Origin of the sequence: Secundilactobacillus angelensis, assembly GCF_012641075.1 — a bacterium.
In the GTDB taxonomy this organism is placed as follows: domain Bacteria; phylum Bacillota; class Bacilli; order Lactobacillales; family Lactobacillaceae; genus Secundilactobacillus; species Secundilactobacillus angelensis.
The window spans coordinates 1-26,948 of sequence record NZ_JAAXLJ010000011.1 but is presented as its reverse complement, the minus strand read 5'-3'; the positions used below and the strand labels follow the sequence as shown (position 1 = coordinate 26,948).

General features: G+C 43.5%; 21 protein-coding genes. 14 read left to right on the top strand and 7 right to left on the bottom strand.

The window, feature by feature from the left end; translation table 11 throughout:
* Nucleotides 1-18: 18 nt before the first annotated feature.
* Nucleotides 19-522, top strand: coding sequence for an acyl-CoA thioesterase (locus HC026_RS07325; protein ID WP_168925343.1), 504 nt, complete (start codon nt 19-21; stop codon nt 520-522).
* A 226-nt stretch (nt 523-748) separates the two neighbouring features.
* Here the strand turns inward: HC026_RS07325 and mnmG are convergent, their stop codons facing one another.
* The 6 genes from mnmG to rpmH form a co-directional block, all read right to left on the bottom strand.
* Nucleotides 749-2,659 carry a tRNA uridine-5-carboxymethylaminomethyl(34) synthesis enzyme MnmG gene (mnmG, locus tag HC026_RS07320; RefSeq protein WP_168925342.1) on the bottom strand — a complete coding sequence of 637 codons (1,911 nt, stop codon included), beginning with the start codon at nt 2,657-2,659 and terminating at the stop codon, nt 749-751.
* 29 nt (nt 2,660-2,688) lie between these two features.
* Nucleotides 2,689-4,080: a tRNA uridine-5-carboxymethylaminomethyl(34) synthesis GTPase MnmE gene (gene mnmE, locus HC026_RS07315; RefSeq protein ID WP_168925341.1), complete on the bottom strand. Its 1,392-nt coding sequence runs from the start codon at nt 4,078-4,080 to the stop codon at nt 2,689-2,691.
* 473 nt (nt 4,081-4,553) lie between these two features.
* Entirely contained in the window at nt 4,554-5,315 is a 762-nt protein-coding gene (gene jag, locus HC026_RS07310) for an RNA-binding cell elongation regulator Jag/EloR (RefSeq protein WP_168925340.1), read from the bottom strand.
* A gap of 192 nt (nt 5,316-5,507) precedes the next feature.
* Nucleotides 5,508-6,314, bottom strand: coding sequence for a membrane protein insertase YidC (yidC, locus tag HC026_RS07305; protein ID WP_168925383.1), 807 nt, complete (start codon nt 6,312-6,314; stop codon nt 5,508-5,510).
* Between the two features lie 23 nt (nt 6,315-6,337).
* Nucleotides 6,338-6,700 (bottom strand): ribonuclease P protein component, encoded by a 363-nt coding sequence (rnpA, locus tag HC026_RS07300; protein ID WP_168925339.1) that lies wholly within the window; start codon nt 6,698-6,700, stop codon nt 6,338-6,340.
* Between the two features lie 74 nt (nt 6,701-6,774).
* Complete coding sequence (gene rpmH, locus HC026_RS07295) at nt 6,775-6,909, bottom strand: 50S ribosomal protein L34 (protein ID WP_098823527.1); 135 nt, start codon at nt 6,907-6,909, stop codon at nt 6,775-6,777.
* A gap of 482 nt (nt 6,910-7,391) precedes the next feature.
* Here rpmH and dnaA point away from each other — a divergent pair, with 482 nt between their 5' ends.
* The 10 genes from dnaA to HC026_RS07245 all read left to right on the top strand — a co-directional run bounded on the left by dnaA (nt 7,392) and on the right by HC026_RS07245 (nt 21,062).
* Nucleotides 7,392-8,729, top strand: coding sequence for a chromosomal replication initiator protein DnaA (gene dnaA / locus HC026_RS07290; RefSeq protein WP_168925338.1), 1,338 nt, complete (start codon nt 7,392-7,394; stop codon nt 8,727-8,729).
* A gap of 248 nt (nt 8,730-8,977) precedes the next feature.
* The gene (gene dnaN / locus HC026_RS07285) at nt 8,978-10,117 is read left to right on the top strand and encodes a DNA polymerase III subunit beta (protein WP_168925337.1); all 1,140 of its coding nucleotides are present in this window, start codon (nt 8,978-8,980) and stop codon (nt 10,115-10,117) included.
* Between the two features lie 331 nt (nt 10,118-10,448).
* Complete coding sequence (gene yaaA, locus HC026_RS07280; RefSeq protein WP_168925336.1) at nt 10,449-10,694, top strand: S4 domain-containing protein YaaA; 246 nt, start codon at nt 10,449-10,451, stop codon at nt 10,692-10,694.
* Nucleotides 10,695-10,698: 4 nt separating this feature from the next.
* Nucleotides 10,699-11,817, top strand: a complete 1,119-nt coding sequence (recF, locus tag HC026_RS07275) for a DNA replication/repair protein RecF (RefSeq protein ID WP_168925335.1) — start codon at nt 10,699-10,701, stop codon at nt 11,815-11,817.
* A 34-nt stretch (nt 11,818-11,851) separates the two neighbouring features.
* Nucleotides 11,852-13,795 carry a DNA topoisomerase (ATP-hydrolyzing) subunit B gene (gyrB, locus tag HC026_RS07270; protein WP_168925334.1) on the top strand — a complete coding sequence of 648 codons (1,944 nt, stop codon included), beginning with the start codon at nt 11,852-11,854 and terminating at the stop codon, nt 13,793-13,795.
* Between the two features lie 137 nt (nt 13,796-13,932).
* On the top strand, nt 13,933-16,467 hold the full coding sequence (gyrA, locus tag HC026_RS07265; protein ID WP_232843690.1) for a DNA gyrase subunit A: 2,535 nt from the start codon (nt 13,933-13,935) through the stop codon (nt 16,465-16,467).
* 290 nt (nt 16,468-16,757) lie between these two features.
* Nucleotides 16,758-17,045 carry a 30S ribosomal protein S6 gene (rpsF, locus tag HC026_RS07260; RefSeq protein ID WP_168925332.1) on the top strand — a complete coding sequence of 96 codons (288 nt, stop codon included), beginning with the start codon at nt 16,758-16,760 and terminating at the stop codon, nt 17,043-17,045.
* A 35-nt stretch (nt 17,046-17,080) separates the two neighbouring features.
* The gene (gene ssb, locus HC026_RS07255; RefSeq protein ID WP_168925331.1) at nt 17,081-17,605 is read left to right on the top strand and encodes a single-stranded DNA-binding protein; all 525 of its coding nucleotides are present in this window, start codon (nt 17,081-17,083) and stop codon (nt 17,603-17,605) included.
* Nucleotides 17,606-17,629: 24 nt separating this feature from the next.
* Complete coding sequence (gene rpsR / locus HC026_RS07250; RefSeq protein WP_054655617.1) at nt 17,630-17,866, top strand: 30S ribosomal protein S18; 237 nt, start codon at nt 17,630-17,632, stop codon at nt 17,864-17,866.
* A 442-nt stretch (nt 17,867-18,308) separates the two neighbouring features.
* Complete coding sequence (locus HC026_RS07245; RefSeq protein WP_168925330.1) at nt 18,309-21,062, top strand: leucine-rich repeat protein; 2,754 nt, start codon at nt 18,309-18,311, stop codon at nt 21,060-21,062.
* 70 nt (nt 21,063-21,132) lie between these two features.
* Here the strand turns inward: HC026_RS07245 and HC026_RS07240 are convergent, their stop codons facing one another.
* Nucleotides 21,133-22,551 (bottom strand): DHA2 family efflux MFS transporter permease subunit, encoded by a 1,419-nt coding sequence (locus tag HC026_RS07240; RefSeq protein WP_168925329.1) that lies wholly within the window; start codon nt 22,549-22,551, stop codon nt 21,133-21,135.
* A 236-nt stretch (nt 22,552-22,787) separates the two neighbouring features.
* Between HC026_RS07240 and HC026_RS07235 the strand changes: the two genes are divergently transcribed.
* From HC026_RS07235 to dnaB, 3 genes are all read left to right on the top strand, one after another.
* Nucleotides 22,788-24,809 (top strand): DHH family phosphoesterase, encoded by a 2,022-nt coding sequence (locus HC026_RS07235; protein ID WP_168925328.1) that lies wholly within the window; start codon nt 22,788-22,790, stop codon nt 24,807-24,809.
* Nucleotides 24,810-24,960: 151 nt separating this feature from the next.
* On the top strand, nt 24,961-25,413 hold the full coding sequence (rplI, locus tag HC026_RS07230) for a 50S ribosomal protein L9 (protein WP_168925327.1): 453 nt from the start codon (nt 24,961-24,963) through the stop codon (nt 25,411-25,413).
* An 81-nt stretch (nt 25,414-25,494) separates the two neighbouring features.
* The gene (gene dnaB / locus HC026_RS07225; protein WP_168925326.1) at nt 25,495-26,886 is read left to right on the top strand and encodes a replicative DNA helicase; all 1,392 of its coding nucleotides are present in this window, start codon (nt 25,495-25,497) and stop codon (nt 26,884-26,886) included.
* The last annotated feature ends 62 nt before the right edge of the window (nt 26,887-26,948 follow it).

The following is a 26,948-nucleotide window of genomic DNA, read 5'->3' as shown; positions in this document are numbered from 1 at the left end:
CCACTGGAGGTCACCACTATGAGCACAAACCAGTTAACCTGTCACCAAACGCTAGCCACTTCAAGTCACCGTGTGTTTAGTTCCGATTTGAACGAACACAACACCGTGTTCGGCGGTCGGATTCTGTCCTTAGTTGATGATACCAGCTCAATTGCAGCCTCCCAGGCCATCCGTCAGGTGCAGGTCACCGCAACAATGGATCACATGAATTTTATCGCGCCATTTGTCATGCAAGATGCAATACTGATTGAGTCCTATGTCACCGGTACCAGCCACCGCTCACTAGAAGTCTTTGTTAAGGGGCTTGGAGAACACCTGCTAACCGGTGAGCGCTTTGTCGGTTTCACTTGTTTTGTCACCTTCGTCACAGTGGCTAATCCCGCTGATCCACCACTGCCCGAAATCATTCCCGAAACCGAAGAAGAAAAGTTCATTTGCAATGGATATGAGGATCGTCTAGTAGAACGCAAAAGTGACCGTGAATACCAAAAGAACTTGTTTAAACATCTTAATTTAGAGTAACCAGGAATTGTGATACAAGATGATATTGATAAAGATTTTTTCCAGGTTCTTAACTGGAACATGAAATATAGTCTCTTGTGTCCAACAATGTGATCTAGCCCAAACCTGTTATACAACTCAGATTCCGGCCATTTAAGACAAATAACCCCACCCCGATAAAAACATCGGAATGGGGTTATTTGTCTTAAACTCTGGAATCTACCGAGGTGTGCCACACTCTCATAAATTAGTGAATCTTAGCAATTTTTCCCTGTTCAATATACACGCTCAAGATGGCAATATCAGCTGGATTAACCCCACTGATCCGCGTTGCCTGCGCAATTGTTTCAGGTCGAATCTTATCTAATTTTTGGTGAGCCTCTGTGGCTAAGCCATCAATGGCATCGAAGTCGATATTTTCAGGAATCTTCTTGGACTCCATCTTCTTCATCTTAGCCACATTCTCTTCAGCTTTCTTAATGTAACCAGCGTACTTAATTCGAATTTCGATTTCCTCAATCACGCGCCGATCCAATGGCTTCTCGGGCGCTGGAATAAATTTCAATAGATCCTTATAAGTGACTTGTGGCCGACGGAGAAATTCTGCAGCTAAAACACCGTCTTTCAACGGTTTTTCGTTGTGTGATTCAACGTAGGCGTTCACTTCTGGAGAAGGCTTGACCCGAACACTATTCAAACGTTCAATCTCATCTTCAATGGTTTTTCGCTTCTCTAAAAAAGCGTCGTACCGTTCGTCAGAAATCAATCCCAGTTCGTGGCCTTTAGGTGTTAACCGTAAGTCAGCGTTATCGTGGCGCAAAATCAAACGGTATTCAGCCCGGCTCGTCAGTAAACGGTATGGTTCATTGGTACCCTTAGTGACCAAATCATCGATCATGACACCAATATAGCCTTCTGACCGTTTCATGACGTAAGGTTCTTTACCCAAAGCACGTAGCCCGGCATTAATACCAGCCATAATTCCTTGGCCAGCAGCTTCTTCATAGCCTGAAGTCCCGTTAGTTTGACCAGCAGTATACAAGTTTTTGACAATTTTAGTTTCCAGTGTTGGCCGTAATTGATATGGCGAAACCACATCGTATTCAATGGCATATCCTGGGCGCATGAGTTCAGCGCTTTCCAATCCCTTGATGGAATGGAGAATCTTTTGCTGCACTTCTTCCGGCATTGAAGTGGATAAGCCTTGAACATACCACTCATCCGTATTTCGACCCTCTGGTTCCAAGAACAATTGATGACGACTCTTGTCCGCAAAACGAACGATCTTATCTTCAATTGAAGGACAGTAACGCGGACCGACTCCTTCGATGACGCCGGTAAACATTGGTGCCCGATCGAGGTTAGCGCGAATAATTTTATGGGTCGTTTCATTGGTATACGTTAACCAGCATGATAGCTGATTTTTGAGTGCCAAATAATTTTCATCTGGCGTTTCGTAACTGAAATGATTAGGTTCTTTGTCCCCTGGCTGCTCTTGTGTTTCACCATAGTTAATGGTATGACCGTCAACTCGTGGCGGTGTTCCGGTTTTAAACCGTTTAAGCTCTAATCCGTATTTTTCGAGGTTCTTAGTGAGTTTCATCGCTGGCTGGGAATTGTTAGGACCTGATGAATACATCAGCTCTCCGATAATAATTTTTCCTCGTGCGGCCGTTCCGGCAGCAATTACCACCGTTTTAGAGCTGTAGTGTGCTCCCGTGTTGGTAATGACACCCTTGCAGACCCCATCTTCAACAATTAAGTCGTCGACGATTCCCTGACGAAGCGTTAAATTAGGTTCCCTTTCCAGAGTATGTTTCATCTCAGCATGATATGCATGCTTATCCGCTTGCGCCCGTAAGGCCCGGACAGCTGGACCCTTACCGGTATTGAGCATCCGCATCTGCACGTAGGTTTTATCAATATTCTTAGCCATTTCACCGCCAAGTGCGTCAATTTCTCGCACGACGATTCCCTTAGCTGGACCACCCACTGATGGATTACATGGCATAAACGCCACCATATCTAAATTGATGGTCATTAATAACGTTTGGTTGCCCATTCGAGCTGCTGCTAGCGCTGCTTCTACTCCAGCATGGCCGGCACCAACGACGATGACATCGTAGTCACTGCCTTGATAGGCTTGAATCTCAGGCATGTTGTTTCCTCCTATAAAATTTCTCTCGTTTACTTACCAACACAAAATTGACTAAAGAGCTGATCCAACAGTTCATCTTGATAACTGTCCCCGGTGATTTCACCCAGTTTATTCCAGCATCGTGTCATATCGATTTGAACCAGATCAACCGGCATGCCAGCCGCAATTCCAGTCATAACATCATCCAATGCAGAACTAGCTTGATTTAACAGCCCAATGTGACGAGCGTTAGTCACCATGACGTTACCGCGACCCGTTTCGATGCCTTCGTCGAAGAACAGATGGCTAATCTCACCTTCTAGCTGATCGACCCCTTGATTTTGAGTCATGGAAGCTTTGATGATCTTGGTCTCACCAGCTAACTGGCCAAGCTCTGTCATCTCAAGTTTCAACGGCAGATCAGTTTTATTTAAAATGATAATTCGCTTTTCATCCGCAGTGTCAGCCAGCAACTGGCGATCTTCATCCGTTAGTGGTTCACTGGCGTTCAAAACCAGCACGACGAGATCAGCAGCAGCGATGGCCTTCTTTGAGCGCTCCACACCAATTTTTTCAACTTTATCTTCCGTATGATGAATACCAGCTGTATCAACCAGCTTTAATGGCACGCCACCAACGTTTACGTATTCCTCGATCACGTCACGAGTGGTCCCCGCAACATCGGTCACAATGGCTTTATCTTCATGAAGCAGTTCGTTTAGCAAACTGGATTTCCCGACGTTAGGTCGTCCGACGATTGCCGTTGCCAGCCCATCACGGAGTACCTTCCCTTGCTTTGCGGTTTTCAACAATTGCTGAATTGAAGCCTTAACTTCCTGCGCTTTCTCTAGCAGTAATTTAGTGGTCATGGTTTCCACATCATCGTATTCAGGATAATCAATATTGACCTCAACTTGTGCCAAAACTTCCAAAATATCTTGCCGCAGATTCTTAATTAACCGTGATAAATTACCATCAAGCTGGTTTAAGGCCACTTTCATGGAACGGTCCGTCTTAGCACGAATTAAATCCATAACGGCTTCAGCTTGGCTTAAATCGATTCGGCCATTAAGGAAGGCGCGCTTGGTAAATTCACCAGGTTCGGCTAACCGCGCCCCCTGACTAATAACAAGCTGCAGAATTTCGTTAGTCGCAACCAAACCGCCATGACAGTTGATCTCAAGCACATCTTCACGTGTGTAAGTCTTTGGCGCCCGCATCACGGAAACCATGACCTCATCCACTTCCGACTGCGTCTCAGGATCAATAATATGACCATAATTGATTGTGTGACTTTTCACCTTGTCCAACGCTTTACCTTTAAATAAAGGCATCACCGCGTCAAAGGCATGATCACCGCTGACCCGAATAATTGAGATACCACCCTCACCAGGCGGCGTTGCAACGGCCGCAATTGTGTCAAATTCACTTGTCGTCGTCATATTTATCCCTCCATTAATTAGTTGTTCATATTTTCACGCACAAAAAAAGTGCCGACTCCATGCCCCTAACAGCATGGATAAAGCACTTTGACTACTTTATCTATTTAAGATAAGAATGATTAAGTATCATAATAGACTGGAATGGGGGGAGTGTCAAGGAAAAAAGGTGCGGAAACGAGCGGTAAGATAGCGGAGTGTAAGGTACTGTCGGCATTGGTGCGCCGTACTGTGGCGTGCCTGTGCCGGACAGTACCTTACATGCAGCTGTCTGCTCGTTGGAGCCCAATTAGTCTAGAGAAAATGAAAGCACCTAACTTGCCAATTTCTCCGACATCCTGCTTCCCTTTCACCTAGCCTAAACTGGCTTCAAAAAGCAGGGAGTTGCACGTAAGGGGACTAGTAGTCTAAGCCCAAGCCCATGGCTTACACTACTAGTCCCCTTACGCTTCACTCCCTGAACGCTTTTTACGCACCTATTTTAACGTAATCACTACCGCTCGCTTCGGCTCCGTTCCCGCCGAATAAGTCATCACGTGTTCGTTTTCCGCTAATACGCTGTGGATTTGCTTCCGTTCAAAAGAAGGCATCGGATCTAGATACACAGGTTTTCCAGTCGCCACCACCTCGCGAGCCATATTTTCAGCCAACCGAGTCAGGGTCTCTTCCCGGCGTTCGCGATAACTGGCAACGTCCAGTGTGACTTCTAGCTTTGAAAAGCGTTTGTGATTCAAATAAACCTGAGCCAGACTCTGTAAAGCATTGATTGTTCGACCATGCTTACCAATTAGCAGACCCTCTTGTTCCGTTTCAAAGTTAATGGTGACATGCCGGTGTTTCATGTCAACTTGACTAGTAGCGTCAATGCCTAGCTGCTTGATAATCTCACCTAAATACTGATTGAGCTCAACTGCAACTTGCTGATATTCAGCCTGCCGATCAACCGTTGGCCCCTCCGTTGTTTCTCCCACTAATTGTGTCTGTTCATTAGACACCGAATCAGTTGTCGCCGTTTGTGCAACAGATGAATCTCCAGCCTCATCTGTTCGCGCGACTGCTTCCTGATTATTCATAACAGCTGGCTTAACCTCAACGCTGGCTTTTCGAGCACCAATACCTAAAAAACCCTTACGCGGCTTAGTAAGTACGGTCACCTCCACTTGAGATCTATCGAGCTGAAGTTGTTGGAGTGCTTGTTGAATCGCATCTTCAACGGTCTCGCTGGTGTATAAAGTCATGACTGTTTCTCCCTTCAATAAAACTACTTGTTATTAGTATAGCATGCACAAGGCAAGGATTTGACTGGTTTTGTAAATGGTAATATTACAATTTAACAAAATCGGCTTTTAAAGAATAAAAACCCACAAAAAAATCTCAGAGCAGCAATACCACTCTGAGATTCGTTATTCGTCTTTTAAAGGTTTGACTGTCTACTTCTTACGACGAGACTGCTTAGCACGCCGAACAGCCTTTCTAACTTGCCGTTCACGTTCTCGCTGTTCCCGGTTCTTTTGCTCACGTTCCCGACGGATCTTCCAAGGATTTTGAATAACCAAGGTTTGGCCTACTTGGAACGCGTTGGTAATTACCCAGTAAAGCGAAAGTGCACTTGGTAAGCTTAACGCGGTGATGAAGATAATCACTGGTGTGGTTACCGTCATCATAGTTGTCATGGTATTAGACTCTGGTTGACCCTTCATCATGAGCCATGAACTTAAAAAGGTAAAGATGGCAGCTAAGATAGGTAAGATCAAATAAGGATCTCTTGCACCCAACTGCAACCATAAGAAATGACCGGACCGCAAAACGTCAGTCCGAAAAATAGCTTGGTACAATGCCCAGATAATTGGCAATTGCACAACCATTGGTAAACATCCAGCAACTGGATTGACACCTGCTTCGCTATAGAGCTTTTGTTGCTCCTCGCGTAACTTAGCCATCGTTTCCTGATCACGAGATGAATACTTTTTTTGCAATGCCTTTAACTGTGGTTGGATCTCTTGGGTCTTTCGCATACTGCGTGTCTGGAAAACCATCAAAGGTAAGATAATGATCCGCACAATAATGGTAAAGACGATGATCCCCATACCGTACCCGCCAAACACATGGGCTAACCAAATAATGGCTCGGGAGAAGTTTAATAAGACAACGCCATCCCAAAACCCTGTGCTATGTTCAGTAATTGGCTGAGTACCACACGCTGTCAGAAGAACTGACAGACCAACGATGCCAAACATCGTTATTAATCGCTTTAATTTTTTCACTGGTCTTCCTCGCTATAATCGTTATCAAGCAATTTTGCAAGTTTCAAAACATGAACCAAGTGGGCTTTAATTTCCGGCATTGGCATTTCTGACGTTGATGGTCTGGCAATCACCAAAAAATCAACGTCTTGTTTGAGATAGGGTTTTAACTCCGTCAGCGACTGCCGGATACGGCGTTTGACCCAGTTTCGATGAACAGCGTTGCCAATTTTTTTACCTACTGAAATGCCAACCCGAAAATGAGGTTGGTTTTTTCGATCCATTCGGTAAATGACAAATTGACGATTCGCTACCGATTGCCGTGCTTCAAAGACTTCTTGAAATTCAGCCTCTTTTTTGACGCGGTAAGATTTTCGCATATTGCATCTCCAAAACGTCCACTCAACTTTATTTTTACAATATAAAAATAAAAGACCACTGATTGGTCAGTGGTCTATGCAGACAGAACTTTTCTACCTCGTTGACGACGACGTGCTAAAACCTTACGGCCATTGCTCGTGCTCATCCGCTTACGGAAACCGTGCACGCGTGAACGGTGACGCTTCTTAGGTTGGTATGTGCGCTTCATAAAACTTACACCTCCTGATCTTCAGGCATGAAGCCATTATTTACATCTCTAAATGCATTTCTAAAATATAATAGCATATCTAGCGCCAACATCAAAGAGCAAATTTGAAAAAGACTGCTTTTTTTATCGCGAACAAAATTTGTTTCATGATTTAGGGCTGTGGATAACCTGTTGATTTTAAATTTATTTCACGCCCTTTTTAACAGAGTTATCCACTAGTCCACAGGCTGTGGTTTCTCAAGATTTCATCCCTGTTAATTCTGGGGACGAACTTGTGAAACACCCGGTATATCAGTATTTGTTTTACACATCTACCTGTGGATAAAAATGTTTCACAGAGAACTCTTTAGACTTATACACACCCTTGTGGAAAACTTTATTCCTGCCTGTGAAACAATTATCCACAAGTTCAAAAGGCTGTGGAAAACTTTTTTACAGCATGCTAAACTGAATTTATCAATTTAATACGGGGAGGAAGAAAAGTGCTTGATTTAGACACGCTTTGGGGTGAAATCAAAGACGGTTTCCAAGAAAAAATCGCCCCTACTGCTTTTAAAACGTGGATCTCATCTGCAGAGCCCGTTAAGTTAACCAACAATCGTCTGACAATCAAGCTACCATCGGAGTTACATCGTGACTATTGGCAACGCAACTTAACCCAACCGTTAGTTGAACTGGCCTATGAATATGCCCAAGAGGATATTCAGCCAGTTTTTATTGTCGCTGATAAAGACGATAATAGCTCCCAGGTATCCACACTTGAACACCCCGCAACAGCATCTGCCCCCTTTAGCCAAAGTGCTAAGCTGAATCCAAAGTACACCTTTGACACTTTTGTTATTGGTAAAGGAAATCAGATGGCTCATGCTGCTGCACTGGTAGTCTCCGAGGAACCCGGTGTGATGTACAACCCACTATTCTTCTATGGTGGTGTGGGATTAGGGAAAACCCACTTGATGCATGCCATTGGTAACAAGATGTTGGCCGACGATCCGAATACTAAGGTCAAATACGTGACTAGTGAGGCGTTCACGAACGACTTCATTACCGCAATCCAATCTAAAACACAGGATCAATTCCGTGAAGAATATCGTAGCGTCGACCTACTATTAGTAGACGATATTCAGTTTTTTGCTGATAAGGAAGGAACTCAAGAAGAGTTCTTCCATACTTTTAACGATCTGCATGATGATGGTAAACAAATCGTTTTAACGTCAGATCGTTTACCAAATGAAATCCCCAAGTTACAGGATCGATTAGTATCACGTTTTGCCTGGGGATTATCGGTAGATATTACTCCGCCAGATCTGGAAACTCGGATCGCCATTCTACGAAATAAGGCGGAAGCTGATAACATTGCCATCCCAGATGAAACTTTAAGCTATATTGCCAGTCGGATTGACTCTAACGTCCGTGAGCTTGAAGGTGCTTTAGCCCGGGTTCATGCCTATTCTAAGATGGTGCATCAGCCGATCACGACTGAGTTGGTTGCCAGCTCTTTAAAGAGTTTAAAACTCGACCGGCGCTCTAGTGAATTGACGATTCCACTTATTCAAGAAAAGGTCGCCAAGTACTATCACGTGTCATTAGCGGACTTAAAGGGTAAGAAGCGGATGAAGACCATCGTGATGCCGAGACAAATTGCCATGTACTTGTCACGGGAAATGACGGACAGTTCATTACCAAAAATCGGCAACGAGTTCGGCGGCAAAGATCACACTACTGTGATTCACGCCTACGATAAAATCGCTGATGCTTTAAAGACAGACAGCGATCTGCAATCTGAAATTACGAATCTCAAAACTGAAATCGAAAGGTAGTCCTTACTAGTAAAAAGTAATCGATTTGATTCAAGTCTCAAGTCGGCTACTTTTTTTACTGGTACGAATAGGCTATGATAGATAAGACTTCAAAGGGCAAGATGTGGAAAACTCAAAAAGTTATGCACAAGTTATCCACATGTGCATAACTTATATCTTTCAAGTGTTACGCTAACTTATCCACAGTTTCCACCGCCCTACTATTACTATTCTTTTATTTATATTATGGATTATAAGGAGTACCGATCATGAAATTTACAATTAATCGTGCAGCGTTCATCAAAGAACTCAATAACGTTCAACGTGCCATTTCTTCAAAAACGACTATCCCTATATTGACAGGTTTAAAATTATCTGCTGACGATTCTGGTTTAACGTTAACTGGTTCAGACGCCGATATTTCCATTGAAACCTTGATTCATGCGGATAACCCGGACAACCAGCTGGCCATTCAAAATCCTGGTGCCATTGTGTTACCTGCCCGTTTCTTCAGCGACATTGTTAAGCGATTACCAGAAGACAACATGACGTTAGATGTTACTGAAGGGTTTCAAACTGAGATCACTTCAGGTTCTGCCTCTTTTACTATTAATGGTTTGGACGCCAACAACTATCCTCATTTACCAGAAATTGACGCCAGCGATGCCATCACATTAACTGGTGATGTTTTCAGCGAACTTATCAATCAAACTGTTATTGCCGTATCTAATCAAGAAAGTCGACCAATTTTGACCGGTGTTCACTTTACGTTAGTCGACAACCAACTGTTGGCCGTCGCTACTGACAGTCATCGATTAAGCCAACGAAAGATTGAATTACCTTCCGCTGCATCCGCTACTTACGATGTGATTATTCCCGGTAAGAGTTTAACCGAATTATCACGGATGATCGGTGATGATAATCCTGATGTGGAGATGCGCTTATCAGAAAACCAAGTGCTGTTTACCATTGGCGACACTATGTTTTACTCACGCCTACTGGAAGGCAATTACCCAGACACTTCACGGTTGATCCCAAATGAATCCACAACTAGTGCTGAATTCGATGCTAAAGGTCTCCTTTCAGCAATCGAACGTGCTTCACTCCTGTCACATGAATCACGGAATAACGTGGTTAAGTTAACCTTGGATCCAGCTAATAACAACGCTAAGATCTTTGGTAACTCTCCTGATGTTGGTAACGTTGAAGAAGCGTTGACCCCTAGTGAGATGGACGGCGATGAACTGGAAATTTCCTTTAATCCGGATTACATGAAAGATGCTCTGCGTTCCTTTGGTGCGGCGGTAATCACAATTTCCTTTACGTCACCATTGCGACCATTTACGCTGGTACCAACTGAAGACAAAGATAATTTCATTCAGCTGATCACACCAGTCAGAACTTTTTAATTGAGATAAATCACGTTAAACGCCGACTCAGCATTCAAGTTGAGTCGGCGTTTTTTGGTAGCTAACGTTTCGTTAGCTAATCCATTGTCATTTTTAATGAATTTTGGTTTTTTAGGCAGGAAACGTTGCTTAATTCCGCTCTTTTCACAAAAGAATTTCTAATTTTAACCCTTTTTGACCAATTTAGCTGTAAAACGTTATTTTTAAGCTCTAAGCGTTTTTGACCGAATTATGGCAAAATACCTTATGAATATAAAAAATCGCTTAAATGGCTTAAAATGAAACAGAAACTATACTTTTACCTTCAAAAAGCGTATAATTATAAGAGAAAATGAAGGTGGGTGAAGCCGTGAAAAAGGAAGTTTTCATTGAACCACCCTTTATCACGTTGGGCCAATTGCTCAAAGAGGAAGCAATCATTGGTTCAGGTGGTCAAGCAAAGTGGTATCTGAAGGAACATGCCGTTGAGGTTAATGATGAGCCGGATGATCGGCGCGGACGAAAACTATATCCAGGAGATACGGTCGATGTCAAAGATGTCGGGCTGTTTTTTATTCGCTTAAATCAGGCTGAATAAGCTTATGAAACTAGAAAAATTAAGGTTGCGACATTTTCGCAATTACCAGGATTTAACGGTGTCGTTTGGTCCGGGTGTTAACGTCTTAATTGGCGAAAACGCACAGGGTAAGACGAATTTGCTGGAAGCTATCTATTTCTTGGCTTTAGCCCGCAGTCACCGGACCAGTAATGATCGTGAGTTGATTGGCTGGCAAGCTGAAGCCGCACAGGTACAAGGTCGCGTACAAAAACATGGTGGTGTAACGCCGCTAGAACTCGATTTATCTAAACATGGCAAAAAAGCTAAGGTGAACCATTTAGAACAGGCCAAATTATCAGGTTACGTCGGGCAATTAAACGTGATTTTATTTGCCCCTGAAGATTTGAACTTGGTAAAAGGTTCACCGCAAGTTCGTCGCCGTTTCATGGACATGGAATTCGGTCAGATGAGTCATAAGTATTTGTATAACACGACGCAATACCGCACGATTCTCAAGCAGCGTAACCGTTATCTGAAAGAATTGGGTAGTAAAAAGCAGTCAGATATGGTGCTGCTGGACGTTTTGTCTGATCAGTTAGCCGCGTATGGTGCTGAGATTATTAGTGCCCGTGTCACGTTATTAAAGCGCCTAGAAGTCTGGGCAGCTCAGGTTCATCAGGAAATTTCCCAACAGCGGGAAAAACTATCATTTCATTATGAAACCAGTGTTCAAGATGATGAGCTAATCGATACCCAGCACGTCTATGATGCGCTTAAGCGGTTGTATCAGCAGCGACGTGATAAGGAATTATTTCAACGGACAACGCTGATTGGACCGCACCGGGACGACTTAAAGTTTCTAGTGAACGATAAGGATGTCTCCAGTTTTGGTTCCCAGGGACAGCAACGGACAACTGCACTTAGCGTGAAGCTGGCGGAGATCGATCTGATGCATGAGCAAACAGGCGAATATCCGGTTTTATTGCTGGACGATGTGTTGTCAGAATTAGATGACAGTCGGCAAACCCATCTGTTAACTGCGATTCAAGATAAGGTTCAGACTTTTTTGACCACTACTAGTTTAAGCGGTGTGGCACAAAAATTAATTCACCAACCAAAGGTATTTAACATCAGCAATGGTGAAATTCAGGTTGATGAGTAGTTATTTTAGGGATTTAGAGTGAGGAGGATCACACTTGGCTGAAGAAGAAAGTAAACAAGAACGTGCTCGCGAATATGATGCCAGTCAGATTCAAGTCCTAGAGGGGCTTGAAGCGGTTCGGAAACGACCCGGAATGTACATTGGCTCTACTAGTTCACAAGGGCTGCACCATCTGGTCTGGGAAATCATTGATAACGGGATTGATGAAGCCTTAGCTGGTTTCGCGGATGCGATTCACGTCACCGTTCAAAAAGATAATAGTGTCACCGTTATGGATAATGGTCGGGGAATCCCAGTCGACACTCAAAAGAAGACGGGTAAATCCGCGCTGGAAACAGTTTTCACCATCTTACATGCCGGTGGTAAATTCGGCGGTGGCGGCTACAAAGTTTCTGGTGGCCTTCACGGTGTGGGTGCGTCAGTTGTCAATGCGTTGTCCTCCAAGCTTGATGTCAAAGTTGTCCGTGAGGGTAAGCGTTACTACATGGACTTTGCATACGGTCGGGTAACTACGCCGATGAAAGTCATTGATACTGGTTTGCCGGAAAACATTCATGGAACGACGGTGCACTTCTTGCCAGATCCTGATATTTTCCGTGAAACCACCACCTTTGATATTAAAATACTGACCACTCGGATCCGTGAATTAGCCTTTTTGAATAAGGGTTTACGGATCACTATTCGTGACGAACGGCCAGCTGAGCCAACTGAAGAATCCTTCATGTACGAAGGCGGAATCAAACACTACGTTGAGTACTTGGATAAGAGTACGGATGTCTTGTTTGATGATCCAATTTACGTTGAAGGGCAAGAAAACGGGATTACCGTTGAAGTTGCGCTTCAGTATACGGATGGCTACCACTCTAATTTACTGACCTTTACTAATAATATTCACACGTATGAAGGCGGTACCCATGAGGAAGGCTTCAAGCGCGCCCTCACTCGGATCGTTAATGATTACGCCCGTAAAAATAATTTGATGAAGGACAATGAACCTAACTTAAGTGGTGAAGATGTCCGTGAAGGGATGACCGCTGTCGTCTCTGTTAAGCATCCGGATCCACAGTTTGAAGGCCAAACAAAGACCAAACTTGGGAATTCAGATGCTAGAACGGCTACTGATCACATTTTCAGTGAGCACTTCATGAAGTTTATGATGGAAAACCCAACCGTAGCTCGAAAAGTTGTGGATAAAGGGTTATTGGCTTCTAAGGCCCGCGTCGCTGCTAAACGGGCTCGTGAAGTTACCCGTAAAAAGAGTGGGCTGGAAATCAGTAACTTACCAGGTAAGCTGGCTGATAATACCAGTAAAGACCCTGCCATTTCTGAATTGTTCATTGTCGAAGGGGATTCCGCTGGTGGTTCTGCTAAACAGGGTCGCTCCCGGTTGACTCAAGCAATTCTGCCCATTCGTGGGAAAATTTTAAACGTTGAAAAAGCCACTATGGATAAGATTCTGGCTAACGAAGAAATTCGCTCGCTATTTACAGCTATGGGGACCGGTTTTGGTGAAGACTTTGATGTTTCGAAAGTGAACTATCACAAGCTGATCATTATGACCGATGCCGATGTGGATGGCGCTCATATTCGGACGCTGTTGCTGACGTTAATTTACCGTTACATGCGACCGTTACTGGATGCTGGGTTCGTTTACATTGCTCAGCCACCACTGTATCAAGTTCGACAAGGTAAGATGCACCGTTATATTGATTCTGATGAAGAACTAAACGATATTATGGGGCAGTTACCACCGTCGCCAAAACCGGTTATCCAACGGTATAAGGGACTTGGTGAAATGGATGCCAGTCAACTCTGGGAAACAACCATGGATCCTGAAAAGCGGCGTTTGTTGCGGGTAGACCCTAGCGATGCGGCTGAAGCCAATGAAGTCTTTACGACTTTGATGGGCGACAAAGTTGAACCACGCCGGGACTTTATTGAAACCAATGCAAAGTATGTTGAAAACTTAGATGTCTAGTTTGAATTGCTTGTTGATTCGCTGGGGGTCACTGATTGGCGGGTAGTTGAGTTACCCGTGATACATTATGGGAGGTACTAAATTTGGCGAATGAAGAACTGCCAAGTCGCATCACCGATGTCGATTTAGCGAAAACCATGCGGACATCATTTCTGGACTATGCCATGAGTGTTATTGTCGCTCGTGCGCTGCCAGACGTTCGTGATGGACTAAAACCAGTTCACCGACGCATCCTGTATGGGATGAGTGAATTAGGGGTTACGCCTGATAAGCCATATAAGAAATCAGCCAGAATCGTTGGGGATGTTATGGGTAAGTTTCACCCCCATGGTGATTCTGCGATTTATGAAGCCATGGTTCGTATGGCGCAAGACTTCAGTTACCGTTACATGTTAGTTGACGGTCACGGTAACTTCGGGTCAGTTGATGGTGATGGTGCAGCTGCCATGCGGTATACCGAAGCTAAATTAAGCAAGGTTGCCATGGAAATGCTGCGTGATATCAACAAAGATACCATCGATTATCAGCCAAACTATGATGGTACTGAAAAGGAACCCGTCGTATTGCCAGCGCGTTTTCCTAACTTACTGGTTAACGGTGCTTCTGGGATCGCTGTTGGGATGGCGACGAATATTCCACCGCATAATTTGGCGGAAGTGATTAGCGCACTGCACATTCTGATGAAAAATCCTGATGCGACCACTGCTGATTTGATGGAGGCGTTACCAGGACCTGATTTTCCAACCGGTGGTGTTGTCATGGGTAAATCCGGTATTCGGAAGGCCTATGAAACTGGTAAGGGAACTATTACCTTACGAGCTAAGGTTGAAATTGAAGAGGATAAGAGCGGCAAGCAAAAGATTGTTGCCACTGAAATTCCCTATATGGTCAACAAGGCCCGTTTAATTGAACGTATCGCTGAACTCGCCCGGGACAAGCGAATCGAAGGTATTACGGATGTTAACGATGAATCTGACCGTGAAGGGATGCGAATCGTAGTCGATGTCCGGCGTGATGCTAGCGCTGAGGTTATCTTGAATAACCTTTACAAGATGACCATGATGCAAACCTCATTTGGGTTTAACATGCTGGCCATCGTTAATGGTTCGCCTAAGATCTTGAGCCTAAAAGAGATTTTGCAGTACTATCTTGTTCATCAACTGGAAGTTATCCGTCGCCGGACTGAATTTGAACTCAAAAAAGCCAAGGCTCGGGCTCATATTCTTGAAGGTTTACAGATTGCGCTTGATCACATTGACGAAATTATTTCAATTATCCGTAATTCTCAAACAGCGGAAGTTGCCAAGAATGAGTTAATGGATCGTTACCCGTTGTCTGACAAACAAGCCCAAGCCATTTTGGATATGCGGTTGGTCCGTCTGACGGGTCTGGAACGAGATAAAGTTGAAAAAGAGTATGCGGAGCTGCAAAAATCGATTGCTGAATATCAAGAGATTTTAGCAAGTAGAGATAAGCAAAACCAGATCATCTACCAAGAATTACTGGAGATTCAAAACAAATTCGGTGATGCTCGTCGGACTGAATTGATGGTTGGTGAAGTCTTGAGTTTGGAAGACGAAGACTTGATCGAAGAAGAGAACGTGATGATTTCTTTGACCCACAACGGCTATATCAAGCGGTTGCCAACGTCTGAATTCAAGGCGCAAAACCGTGGTGGTCGTGGGATTCAAGGGATGGGTATCCACGATGATGACTTCATTGAGCACTTGGTTTCCACTTCAACCCATGACGTGCTGTTGTTCTTTACTAACGCAGGTAAGGTTTACCGGATGAAGGGTTACGAAATTCCTGAATACGGTCGTTCAGCTAAGGGGATCCCAGTGATCAACTTACTGAATATCGAAGCTGGTGAGAAGATTCAAGCCGTCATTAACGTGTCTGACGCTGCAGGTGACCAAGAGAAATACTTGTTCTTCACGACGCTGCACGGTACTGTTAAACGAACACCCGTAAGTGAATTTTCCAATATTCGCAGCAACGGTCTGAAAGCCTTGAGCTTGAAGGATGATGACGAATTAATCAATGTCTCCATCGTTGACGATGAACAGTGCATGATTATTGGGACACATTCCGGCTACGCAGTTAGCTTTAAGGCTAGCGACGTTCGGTCTATGGGTCGTTCAGCAACTGGTGTCCGTGGCGTTCGTCTTCGTGACAATGATTACGTTGTTGGTTCAGCTATTTTACAGCCGAACGATAATGTCTTTGTCATTTCCGAAAAGGGTTACGGCAAACAAACCCCAGCTAGTGAGTATGCCATTAAGGGGCGTGGTGGTAAGGGTATTAAGACCATCAACGTGACCGAAAAGAATGGCCCGCTCGCTGGGTTAACCACTGTGACTGGTGAAGAAGATATTATGCTGATTACAGATAAGGGTGTTATGATCCGGTTTGGTGTGGAAAATGTTTCCCAGACTGGTCGGGCAACCTTAGGGGTTCACTTAATTCGTTTAGATGACGATGCTAAGGTCGCCACTATGGCAATTGTTGAAAAAGAAGCGCCAGAAGATGAATCAGAAGAAGCTACTTCGGCTGATTCAGCTAATGATGGCGATACTTCATTGGACCGGTTAGTTGACCGGGCAACGGATGATGACGATAATTCTGATTCTTCTGCTGATAACGATGATGACAACAACGACAATGAATAAAATGCAATATTTAAAAGAACGGCAATTATTGCCGTTCTTTTTGCGTAGTTAGAAGTATAACCACCATCTCTTGTCAGGTTAGTTTAAAAATAATTGCCAAAAGAATGATTACAGTAGCAGTATTGTGAGGTGACTGTTTCGCTGCTGGTAATCTAAATTTAGAATAACATTGCACTTTTGTAGGAACTTTGGTAGAATAATATTCTGTGAGTAATCCATTCGGAAGACTCTCCTTGCTCTCTTAAAACTCAAAGAAGAGGGCCTGAAGTCCATAAGGAGGTGCAAATTTCATGAAGTATGAAATTACCTACATCATTCGTCCAGATCTTGACGATGCCGCAAAGACCGCATTGGTTGATCGTTTCGACAAGATTTTGACTGATAATGGTGCAGATTTAATCGATTCAAAAGACTGGAAGAAGTCTCGTTTCGCATACGAAATTGGCGGTTATAACGAAGGTGTATACCACGTTGTTAACTTAAACGCTAACGACGATAAGGCATTAAACGAATTCGACCGTCTTTCAAAGATCAATGATGATATTCTTCGTCACATGATCGTAAAACGTGAAGACTAATTTTTGACATTTAACTACTGAGAGGAGCGGGTCGTATGATCAACCGGGCAGTGCTTACCGGACGCTTGACAAGAGATGTTGATTTGCGGTATACCCCAAGCGGGGCGGCAGTTGGGAACTTTACGTTAGCTGTTGATCGGCAATTTACCAATCAAAACAACGAACGTGAAGCTGACTTTATCAACTGCGTTATTTGGCGGAAGTCAGCTGAGAACTTTGCTAATTTTACCCACAAGGGTTCATTAGTAGGGATTGAAGGCCGGATTCAAACCAGAAACTACGAAAATCAGCAGGGTCAACGGGTCTACGTTACTGAAGTTGTTGTTGAAAACTTTGCTTTATTAGAACCGCGTTCAGCGAACAATAATGCAGGGGCTGCCAACAATGGCAGTAACAATAATACACCTACTGGCAATGCTCCTCAGAACACTAATCCGTTTGGTGATCCAAACACCAATGGAGCGGCTAACAATAATCAAAACAACGGTGATAATCAAGCAGATCCATTTGCAAATAATGGTGACTCAATTGATATCTCGGATGATGATTTACCGTTCTAAACGGATCGAATTGGAGGGAAAATCATGGCTCAACAAAGAAGAGGTGGCCGTCGTCGTCGTAAAGTCGACTTCATCGCCGCAAACCATATCGAATACATTGATTACAAAGATACTAACTTATTGGAACGTTTCGTTTCAGAACGTGGCAAGATCTTACCACGTCGGGTAACTGGTACTAGTGCCAAGAACCAACGTAAGTTAACTATCGCTATCAAGCGTGCACGGATCATGGGCTTAATGCCATTCGTCGTTGCTGACTAAGCGTGGTCTAAAAAGGGTTCATCCATTGGATGAACCCTTTTTTATTTGGTTTTACCTAAAATATAAAATCTTGAGGTTTAGCGTTATTTTTGGGGGATTTCAAATTGGTCTATCAACTTTCGGAATTTTATCTTCACCTAAAGCTTTGTTCTAATAAAAATCTTTTTCACTAATAAACCTGATTTATCCAGTTAAAAAAGGGTTTGAATGATAAACAGATTATATTATTCGTTATGATTATAAACATATTATTAAAAGTTGTTCATAAGCATAGATTGATGAAACATGATAGTGGTATAGTAATCCAGAAGATCACCAAACAAATTGATGTTTATAAAATATTAGTTAGGAGTATCACGTTTATGAAAAGTACCTATCGATTAAATCAATCGATCATAGATCACGTGAAAATGAGTGCATCACTGAAAAATGCTGGATACATATGGGCGTTTTGACCCTAACGTTGATGACCGGTTTTACACTCAATATAACAACTGCTGGTGCTAAAACAGCCACGGCCACAGACGAGACAACACAAACAACTGAAGTCAATAATCCTTCAATAGTGGCTGATAGATCAGAGCAAACTGATAACGAAACATCGAGTCAGTTAACTGCAAGTAATGATTCAACGACTTCTGAAAGCAGCAGCACCACCGCGGCGTCTGACACCGAGTCTAGTCGTTCAGAAATGAATGATACTTCAAAGCAAAACTCCCAATCGGATTCAAAGGCGTCTGAGTCTAAATCAGTTCAACAAACAGCAACCGATGTGAATGGTCACGTGTTGAATTTCGAAACTTCAGATCAGTCGAAAAGTACTGATCAATCTCAAGTGCCTGAAGCTACGTCCGCAACGACGTCAATCACGGCCAAGACTACTGTTTCTCAAGATAACAGTGGTAACTTTTGGGTCCCCGCTACTTCTTCTCAGACGGCTGGAGATAGCACTTATACGCAATTAACGGATTATTCCTATTCAAAAAATGCTGATGGCTCAACTTATACGATTACGGGCTATACGGGTGACTTACAAAAATATCTTGCAGGTGGCACAGTACCTGAAGATGGGTACGCAACTGACATTACGTTGCCTGATACATACAATGGTGATGCCGTCACAGCAATTGCGGATTATGCGTTTGATAATGAAAGTGATCATGATCAATTGCAGATCGTTAAAGCATTAACGAAGGTAACATTAGGTAAAAATATCACCACAATTGGTAAGGCAGCCTTTGCTGGCAATGATATTAGCGGCGAAGTAATGATTCCGAATTCCGTAAGCTCGCTTGGGGATGATGCTTATGCAGATAACAAAATTACCAGTGTTGTATTTGGCAATGGCATGTGGTTTACGGGTAATGGTACGTTCAATAATAATCAAATTAGCCATTTGGATTTGGGGACTGGTGTGTCAATCATTGGGACAAGTACCTTTGCTAACAACCAGTTAACAAACCTGACATTGCCGGATCAAGTCGGCCTAATTTATGCCAATGCCTTCCAGAACAATCATGCTTTAGCGACATTGAACATTGGTCAAAATAGTAAATTAACAGATATTCGAGCTTCAGCGTTCGAATCAGACGCCTTAACGACGCTATCTCTGCCACAAGAGTTAACAAATATTGGTAATCGGGCGTTTACTGATAATCAGCTAATCTCGGTGTCATTCGATGACAATCTTCAGGCTATTGGCACAGGCGCTTTTGCCAATAATCAGCTGACTGGTTTAGTGACAATTCCTAATTCGGTTGTTAATATCGGTGATAACGCCTTTTCAAATAATACAATTAGTTCATTAAAATTAGGTACAGGTGTTAAAACTATCGGCACAAGTGCATTTGCTGACAATCAAATTGGTGGCGCGTTAATCATCCCCGAAGGTGTTATCAACGTTGGTGATAATGCCTTTAAAAATAATCGGATTGATTCGCTAATACTAGGAGCCAACGTTGAAACGATTGGTAGCGATGCCTTTGCGAATAATCAAATTGGGGGTACGGTTACAATTCCTGAACGTGTTGCCTCTATCGGTGACCATGCCTTTCTCAATAATCACATTAACGAATTAATTTTAAGTAAGGTGGACTCTGGTGTTCAGCAAACAATAGCAACTGATGCTTTTGCTCAAAACGAAATTAGCAAGGTGGTCAATGAGTCCGGGTATAATTCTGCTGACTATTTAAGCAATCAACATACTTTGGTGAGCGTCACCACCCAAGCAACCTCGACTCAAATTCAAAATATCCGCTCAGTAATTGAGAAGTCAGTTGGCATTACTCTTCCAGAAGATCTCATCTTCATTGATAGTGAGGGACGTGAATGGCACTATGATGCCACGACTGATATACTGACTATTCCCAGTGGAGAGATTACTGGCGATCAAGTGACTTTCCAATTTAGTTCAATAGGTGCCGGCAGTTATGGAACGGATGATCTGGTCATCACATTACAGGAAGAAAAGAGTGCATCTGCACCCGCGGTAAAAGCGACGACCACAACCATCAATTATCAGTCTCCAGATGGTAAAATTAGAGGAACCGCAACGCTAATTGGCAATCCAGGAACACCATTTGATCGGTATAAAGTGTTGGAATACGTACCAGCTGGTTGGCAATTAGCCATTCCTATCAGTGACTTACCGCAACTTATCGCGCAATCACAAAATCAGACGGTTGTTATTCCGCTAGTTTCCCCTAACAATTCGTCAACCACACCTTCACAGCCTAATAATGATGATGGTAATCCGGGCGGTTCCACACTACCTTCACAGTCAAGTAATGGTAATCAGGGTACTGTAACAAAAGAAACCCCTTCAACTGTTCCTAATGATTCACAAGCAGTGCAGTCGAATTCAAATGATGATAATGGCAACAAAACGATTACAGCGCAAAAGCAGTTACCAAATGCAGCAGATCAGATTACGAAAAATCAGGGTGATTCCGATTCGCTTACAGATAAATCGAATAAAGCTCACGGTATGTTACACACCAAGCACACTGTCCAAAATTCGGTTGTGACGACGACATCACCTACCAAGGTAACAACTGTCCATCAGACTGATTCATCTGCCACACAGCTACCGCAAACTAGCGAGAGTGCGTCAGTGAAACCAACTTTGATTGGTGGTCTCTTATTAAGTATATTTGGCTGGTTGGGTTTAGGACGGCGAAAGCATGAAAATAATTAAGCAATAACGCCAAAAACGCCCCCACAGATCTGAAATGATCTGTCGAAGGCGTTTTTACTATTATCGTGAATTATTTTTCAGTCTTAAATGAACGGGTAGTCAGAGCAATGATCAACGCCACGACAGCCAAGACAAGTGGTAAGTAGATGGCCACGTGCACACCAGCAGTGAAAGCGCCTTGTGCATTTAAATGGCTAGCTGCTTGGCCGATACCTAAGAGGCTAGTCGCTAAGGCAGTTGAAATGGCACCAACAATTTGCTGCATGGTGTTCATGATGGTACTGCCATCACCCGATGTAGGACCTGCTAAAGCATTTAAAGCATGGGTTTGAGCAGGAGACATAGCTAATGGACAGCCAATCATCAAAATAATGTGAGCAGTAATTAAGTAGGCAATTGCCGTGTGGGTACCGGTCATGAGTAACATCACCGCACCAATAATAGCAATTAAAAAGCCTAACCGAGTTAACCACTTAGCACCGAAATTATCGAATAAATTACCTGAAACTGCTGAAACTAAGGCGTTAACAACACCACCGGGTAACATAATGATACCGGTCATGGCAACGGGCAGTAATAGTCCTTTTTGCATGTACATTGGTAAAACGTACATTGCAGAAAGAATAATCCCAAAGTCCAACATCACCATTAAAGCACCAGCACGAAAGGCCGGAACGGCAAAAATTTTCAGGTTTAAGATCGGTGCGTTAATATGAACCTGACGATAAGCATAAACGGCTAATACGATGATTCCGAACAATAATACGCCTAAAACAAGTGGTGAACCCCAGCCGCGAGAACTTGCGAAACTAACCGCGGTAACAACACTGGCGAAGCCCACAACACTCGTTAAAATGGAAATGACATCAATTTTAGGCTTGCTAATTTGACCAACATTTTCCAAAGAAGTTAACGCGAAAATTAACGCAATTGCTAGGAATGGTACGAATGCCCAGAAGATCCAGTGCCAAGAAAGCTTGGCAAGGATAAGTCCGGTCAGTGTTGGTCCAATTGCTGGCGCAAACATGATGACCATGGCACAGGCACCCATTGCAGCCCCAATTTTAGCTGGTGAAAAGACCTGCATGGCTACCGTGAACATTAGAGGTAGGATCAGACCAGTAGCAATCCCTTGGATCATCCGGCCGATTAATAAGATTGAAAAGCTTGGGGCTAATGCTGCAATAATTGCACCTACAAGAAAATCAGCTAATCCAAAAATAACGACCTGACGAGTGGTGAACCACTTGGTAATTAAACTATTGAGTGGTAAGACGACCCCAATCACTAACATGTAGCCAGTTACTAACCATTGAACGGTCGCGGTACTGACACCTAGGTTAGACATCAAACTTGGTAATGCGATATTTAACGACGTTTCACTAAACATGCCGACAAAGGCACCAATTAGCATGCTAACCATGGCTAACGCTGGGTGCTTAACGGTAACTCGCGGCTTCGAAGAGGCCATTGTTGCTTGTTGTTCCATTGAATAAATTCCTCGCTTTCAGAAAACTTTTTTGCACAAATGATTACACTACCAGAAAAAAATCATCTTCGTAAGTCATTTTTTTAAAATGGCTAAAGTTTTTTCAAATTTGGTTTAAATGATTGCAAACACCTGTCAAAAATTCATCCCTTAATACTGATGACCGCACCCGACTTTCTTTTGTGCTAAAATATAACTACTATTAATTATCGTCGACAAAGCAGGGGAGTCTGAAGATGAACGGTTTATTTTCACGGGCTAATTTACCCGAATTTTTAAGAAATAGACGGCTTCGTGGTATTGCGCTCTTTATGATCGCACTATCTGTTGTAGGAATCGTTTTGGCCTTTTTGTTCTCGTGGATTTTAGGGGTTTTAGCTTTGGTGGCAGTAATCACCAGCTTAGTGTTCTCTTTTAATACCATGAACGAAATTAGTGCTGATATGAACCGTTATATTGCTGACTTGTCATTCCGAATCAACCGTGGCGAACAAGAGGCATTGATTGACATGCCAGTTGGGGTCATGATTTTTGGAGATAATGACGCCATCGAATGGGTTAATCCGTACTTGCAGCAATATTTTGGTGATGAAGCAGTTCTGAGTAAACGGATGAGTGATGTTGACCCGGAATTGGAACAATTAATCCAAAATCACGTGGACGATAAACACCCGCAAACAGTGACTTGGCGAGATCGACAATTTTCGTTCTTAGTTCAAAAAGATTTCCGTGCAGTTTACATGACTGAGGTCACTTATTACACGCAAATTGAGCAGCGGTATGAGAACGAACGAATTGCTATTGGTCAGGTCTTTTTGGATAACTACGTTGAAGTGACGCAATCCATGACCGATCAGGAAATCTCTAACCTCAGGAATTATGTCACTAATGAACTATCCATCTGGGCACAGCGTTATGGGATGTATCTTAAGCGACTGGATGATGATCACTATCTCGTTTTCATGTATGCACAAGCAATGAAAGCAGTTGAAGATGATAAATTCAGTATTTTGGATACCATTCGGGAGAGTACCTCAAAGCAAAACTTCCCGTTAACGCTCAGTATTGGGATTGCCTATGGCGGAGCTGACTTAAACAAGCTGGCTGATCAAGCGCAGAGTAACCTTGATCTGGCGCTAGGTCGAGGCGGTGATCAGGTGGTCGTACGGGCACAAGATGAAGAAGCCCGGTTCTATGGCGGCAAGACCAACCCAATGGAGAAACGGACTCGGGTTCGTGCACGGATGATTTCACAAGCCTTACAAGAGTTAATGAATCAGTCGGATGCAATCTTCGTTCAGGGACACAAACAGCCTGATATGGACTCAATTGGCGCTTGTATGGGTATTCGGCGGATTGCCCAGATGAATCAGAAGGATTGTTATATTATTTTGGATCGAAACGATATTCATAGTGATGTTCAACGGTTACTTAATTCAATCAAGGACTATCCTGAAATTGAGGATGCCATTATTTCACCCGATGAAGCATTAGCCAAAATGACGAAACAAAGTCTGCTAGTGATGGTGGACCACTCTAAACCATCGTTGTCGATCTCACCAGAGTTATATGAAAAGCTGGAAAATCGAGTGATGATCATCGACCATCATCGTCGGGGCGAAGAGTTCCCTGAAAACCCAATGCTGGTTTACATCGAGCCGTATGCTAGTTCAACTTGTGAGCTCATTACTGAAATGTTTGAATATCAGTCTCAGGAATCAGAACCCATCAATAAGATCGAAGCAACTGCAATGCTGACGGGAATCTTCATTGATACCAAGTCCTTCTCATTGCGTACCGGTTCAAGAACCTTTGACGCAGCTAGTTACTTGCGTTCAGCTGGTGCTGACTCAGTTCAAATGCAGCAGTTTATGAAGGAAAACGTCGATAGTTATCTGCAACGAAATCATTTAATTGAACTCGTTACTTTCGTTCATGAAGATCTGGCAATTATTGCCGGTGAAGAGGACGAAGTGTACGACTCGGTAACAGCTGCTCAAGCTGCGGATGATTTACTGAATATGTCAGGGGTGGACGCCTCATTCGTCATTACTAAGCGTGATGATGGTCGAATCGGGATTTCCGCTCGTAGTATGGGAGAAATTAACGTGCAAGTCATTATGGAGCAGATGGGTGGCGGCGGTCATCTATCTAGCGGCGCCACGCAAATTGCTGATAGCACTGTGGCTGAAGTTAAGGATCAGCTGGTTGCCATTTTAAATAGCCAAGAAGATGAAGTGACAACACCTGCTTCATAAAAATGTGTCGAAAAGGTTTAAAAAATTACGATACCAAGGTTAAAACGGGTCGCGACTTATGGTAAAGTTATTTAATGAGAGCTCCCAATTTGGGATCGATAAAGTCTTGGCAGTTCGAGTTCATCGAGATGTCAGATAAGGAGGACTTATTGTGAAAGTTATTTTTTTGCAAGATGTTCGCGGCAAAGGTAATCGCGGCGAAATTAAGAACGTTCCAGATGGCTATGCCCAAAACTTTTTAATCAAGCAAGGTAAGGCAAAGGCTGCAACGGCCAATGCAATAAGTCAGCTTAAGGGTCAACAAAAAGCTGAAGCGAAACGTGAAGAAGAAGAGCGTCAAGAAGCTGAGTCTGTTAAGAAAGTCTTGGAAGATGATAAGACGATTGTTCAATTGACGGCTAAGGCAGGGACTGACGGTCGACTCTTTGGGTCAATTCCAAGTAAGCAAATTGCACAGGCTTTGGAAAAACAGTATGGGATCAAATTGGACAAGCGTAAGATCGAATTGCGCGAACCAATTAAAGTGATGGGCTTTACCAATGTGCCTGTTAAATTACATCAAGATGTGACTGGCCGAATCCGGGTTCATATCTCAGAAAAGTAATTTGAAGTCCATTTTCTAGGGGTCGTCGGCAAATTGAGTTTGCCCCGACCCCTTCTTTACCACAGCGAGGAGTAATTAAAAATGAGTGAAGGGTTGAGAGATCAAACACCACCTCAAAATATTGAGGCGGAAAAAGCGGTGCTTGGGGCTATCTTTTTAAACGGCGATGCCCTAGTCGACGCCATGGAACAACTCACCGCGGATGATTTCTATCGTCGTGCGCATGGCTTGATTTTTCAGACCATGGTTGATTTAAACGACCGGGATGAAGCCATTGATGTGGTAACGGTGTCGGATGAATTAAAACGGCTAAACCAGCTAGAAGATATTGGCGGGATGCCATATATTGCCGAGTTGGCGGCCTCTGTACCAACGGCGGCCAACGTGGGTTACTATGCTAAAATTGTTGCTCAAAAGGCCGTTTTGCGCCGGTTGATTCAGACTGCCACGAAGATTGTTACGGACGGCTATTCAGAAGATACGCCAGTTGATGAGTTGCTTGATCAAGCTGAGCAGTCGATCATGAATGTCAATGAATCGCGGAATCAGGCGGGATTTAAAGCCATTAAGGATGTTTTGAATTCCACCTTTGAAGAGATCGATCGGCTGTCACAGCAGGGAGATACCGTTACCGGTCTGTCCACTGGTTATCCTGACTTAGATAAGATGACTACTGGGCTACATGACGATGAACTGATGATTTTAGCAGCACGACCAGCTGTTGGTAAAACGGCTTTTGCGTTAAATATTGCGCAAAACGTCGGGACCAAAACTGATAAGGCTGTGGCGATCTTTAGTTTGGAAATGAGTGCTGAATCGCTGGTTAACCGGATGCTCTGTGCGGAAGGCAGCATTAACGCGAATCATTTGCGGACTGGCCAGCTTGAAGAAGGCGAGTGGCAGAACCTGATTGTTGCCATGGGTAGTTTATCAAAAGCCAAAATTTTCATTGATGATACAGCCGGTATTAAAATGTCTGAAATTCGGGCTAAATGTCGCCGGTTATCCAAGGAACAAAATGGTAACTTGGGCTTAGTTGTTGTTGACTATTTGCAACTGGTTGAAAGTTCAGGCGCTGAAAACCGTCAACAAGAAGTTTCTGCAATTTCACGACAACTTAAGAAATTGGCTAAGGAACTTCACGTACCAGTAATTGCCCTATCACAACTGTCTCGTGGAGTGGAACAACGCCAAGATAAGCGTCCGGTGTTATCCGATATTCGTGAATCTGGCTCAATCGAACAAGATGCCGATATTGTTTCATTTCTATATCGAGATGACTATTATGAGCGCGACGATGACGATAGCGATGACTCTGGTGGCGGAGATGGTAATGAAGGTGACCAAGATGTGGGCGAAGTGGAAGTCATTATTGAAAAAAATCGTTCCGGTCCACGAGGAACCGTTAAGTTATTATTTGTAAAGTCCTATAACAAGTTCTCATCAATAGCGTATGGGGCGGAACCAAATTAAGGAGCCAAGGTGCGTAAACAAGGCGTTTAGAAACTGGAGCGGAAGGGCACCCAGACAAAAAT

Excerpts from the sequence above, each read along its gene's own strand:
- HC026_RS07235 (WP_168925328.1), top strand. The coding sequence starts at position 22,788 with ATGAACGGTTTATTTTCACGGGCTAATTTACCCGAATTTTTAAGAAAT.
- rpsR (WP_054655617.1), top strand. The coding sequence starts at position 17,630 with ATGGCTCAACAAAGAAGAGGTGGCCGTCGTCGTCGTAAAGTCGACTTC.
- yidC (WP_168925383.1), bottom strand. The coding sequence starts at position 6,314 with ATGTTTGGCATCGTTGGTCTGTCAGTTCTTCTGACAGCGTGTGGTACT.
- yaaA (WP_168925336.1), top strand. The coding sequence starts at position 10,449 with ATGAAGGTGGGTGAAGCCGTGAAAAAGGAAGTTTTCATTGAACCACCC.
- rpmH (WP_098823527.1), bottom strand. The coding sequence starts at position 6,909 with ATGAAGCGCACATACCAACCTAAGAAGCGTCACCGTTCACGCGTGCAC.
- mnmG (WP_168925342.1), bottom strand. The coding sequence starts at position 2,659 with ATGCCTGAGATTCAAGCCTATCAAGGCAGTGACTACGATGTCATCGTC.
- jag (WP_168925340.1), bottom strand. The coding sequence starts at position 5,315 with ATGACTTTATACACCAGCGAGACCGTTGAAGATGCGATTCAACAAGCA.
- HC026_RS07240 (WP_168925329.1), bottom strand. The coding sequence starts at position 22,551 with ATGGAACAACAAGCAACAATGGCCTCTTCGAAGCCGCGAGTTACCGTT.
- gyrA (WP_232843690.1), top strand. The coding sequence starts at position 13,933 with ATGCGGACATCATTTCTGGACTATGCCATGAGTGTTATTGTCGCTCGT.
- rpsF (WP_168925332.1), top strand. The coding sequence starts at position 16,758 with ATGAAGTATGAAATTACCTACATCATTCGTCCAGATCTTGACGATGCC.
- dnaB (WP_168925326.1), top strand. The coding sequence starts at position 25,495 with ATGAGTGAAGGGTTGAGAGATCAAACACCACCTCAAAATATTGAGGCG.
- rnpA (WP_168925339.1), bottom strand. The coding sequence starts at position 6,700 with ATGCGAAAATCTTACCGCGTCAAAAAAGAGGCTGAATTTCAAGAAGTC.
- ssb (WP_168925331.1), top strand. The coding sequence starts at position 17,081 with ATGATCAACCGGGCAGTGCTTACCGGACGCTTGACAAGAGATGTTGAT.
- dnaN (WP_168925337.1), top strand. The coding sequence starts at position 8,978 with ATGAAATTTACAATTAATCGTGCAGCGTTCATCAAAGAACTCAATAAC.
- HC026_RS07245 (WP_168925330.1), top strand. The coding sequence starts at position 18,309 with ATGGGCGTTTTGACCCTAACGTTGATGACCGGTTTTACACTCAATATA.
- HC026_RS07325 (WP_168925343.1), top strand. The coding sequence starts at position 19 with ATGAGCACAAACCAGTTAACCTGTCACCAAACGCTAGCCACTTCAAGT.
- mnmE (WP_168925341.1), bottom strand. The coding sequence starts at position 4,080 with ATGACGACGACAAGTGAATTTGACACAATTGCGGCCGTTGCAACGCCG.
- recF (WP_168925335.1), top strand. The coding sequence starts at position 10,699 with ATGAAACTAGAAAAATTAAGGTTGCGACATTTTCGCAATTACCAGGAT.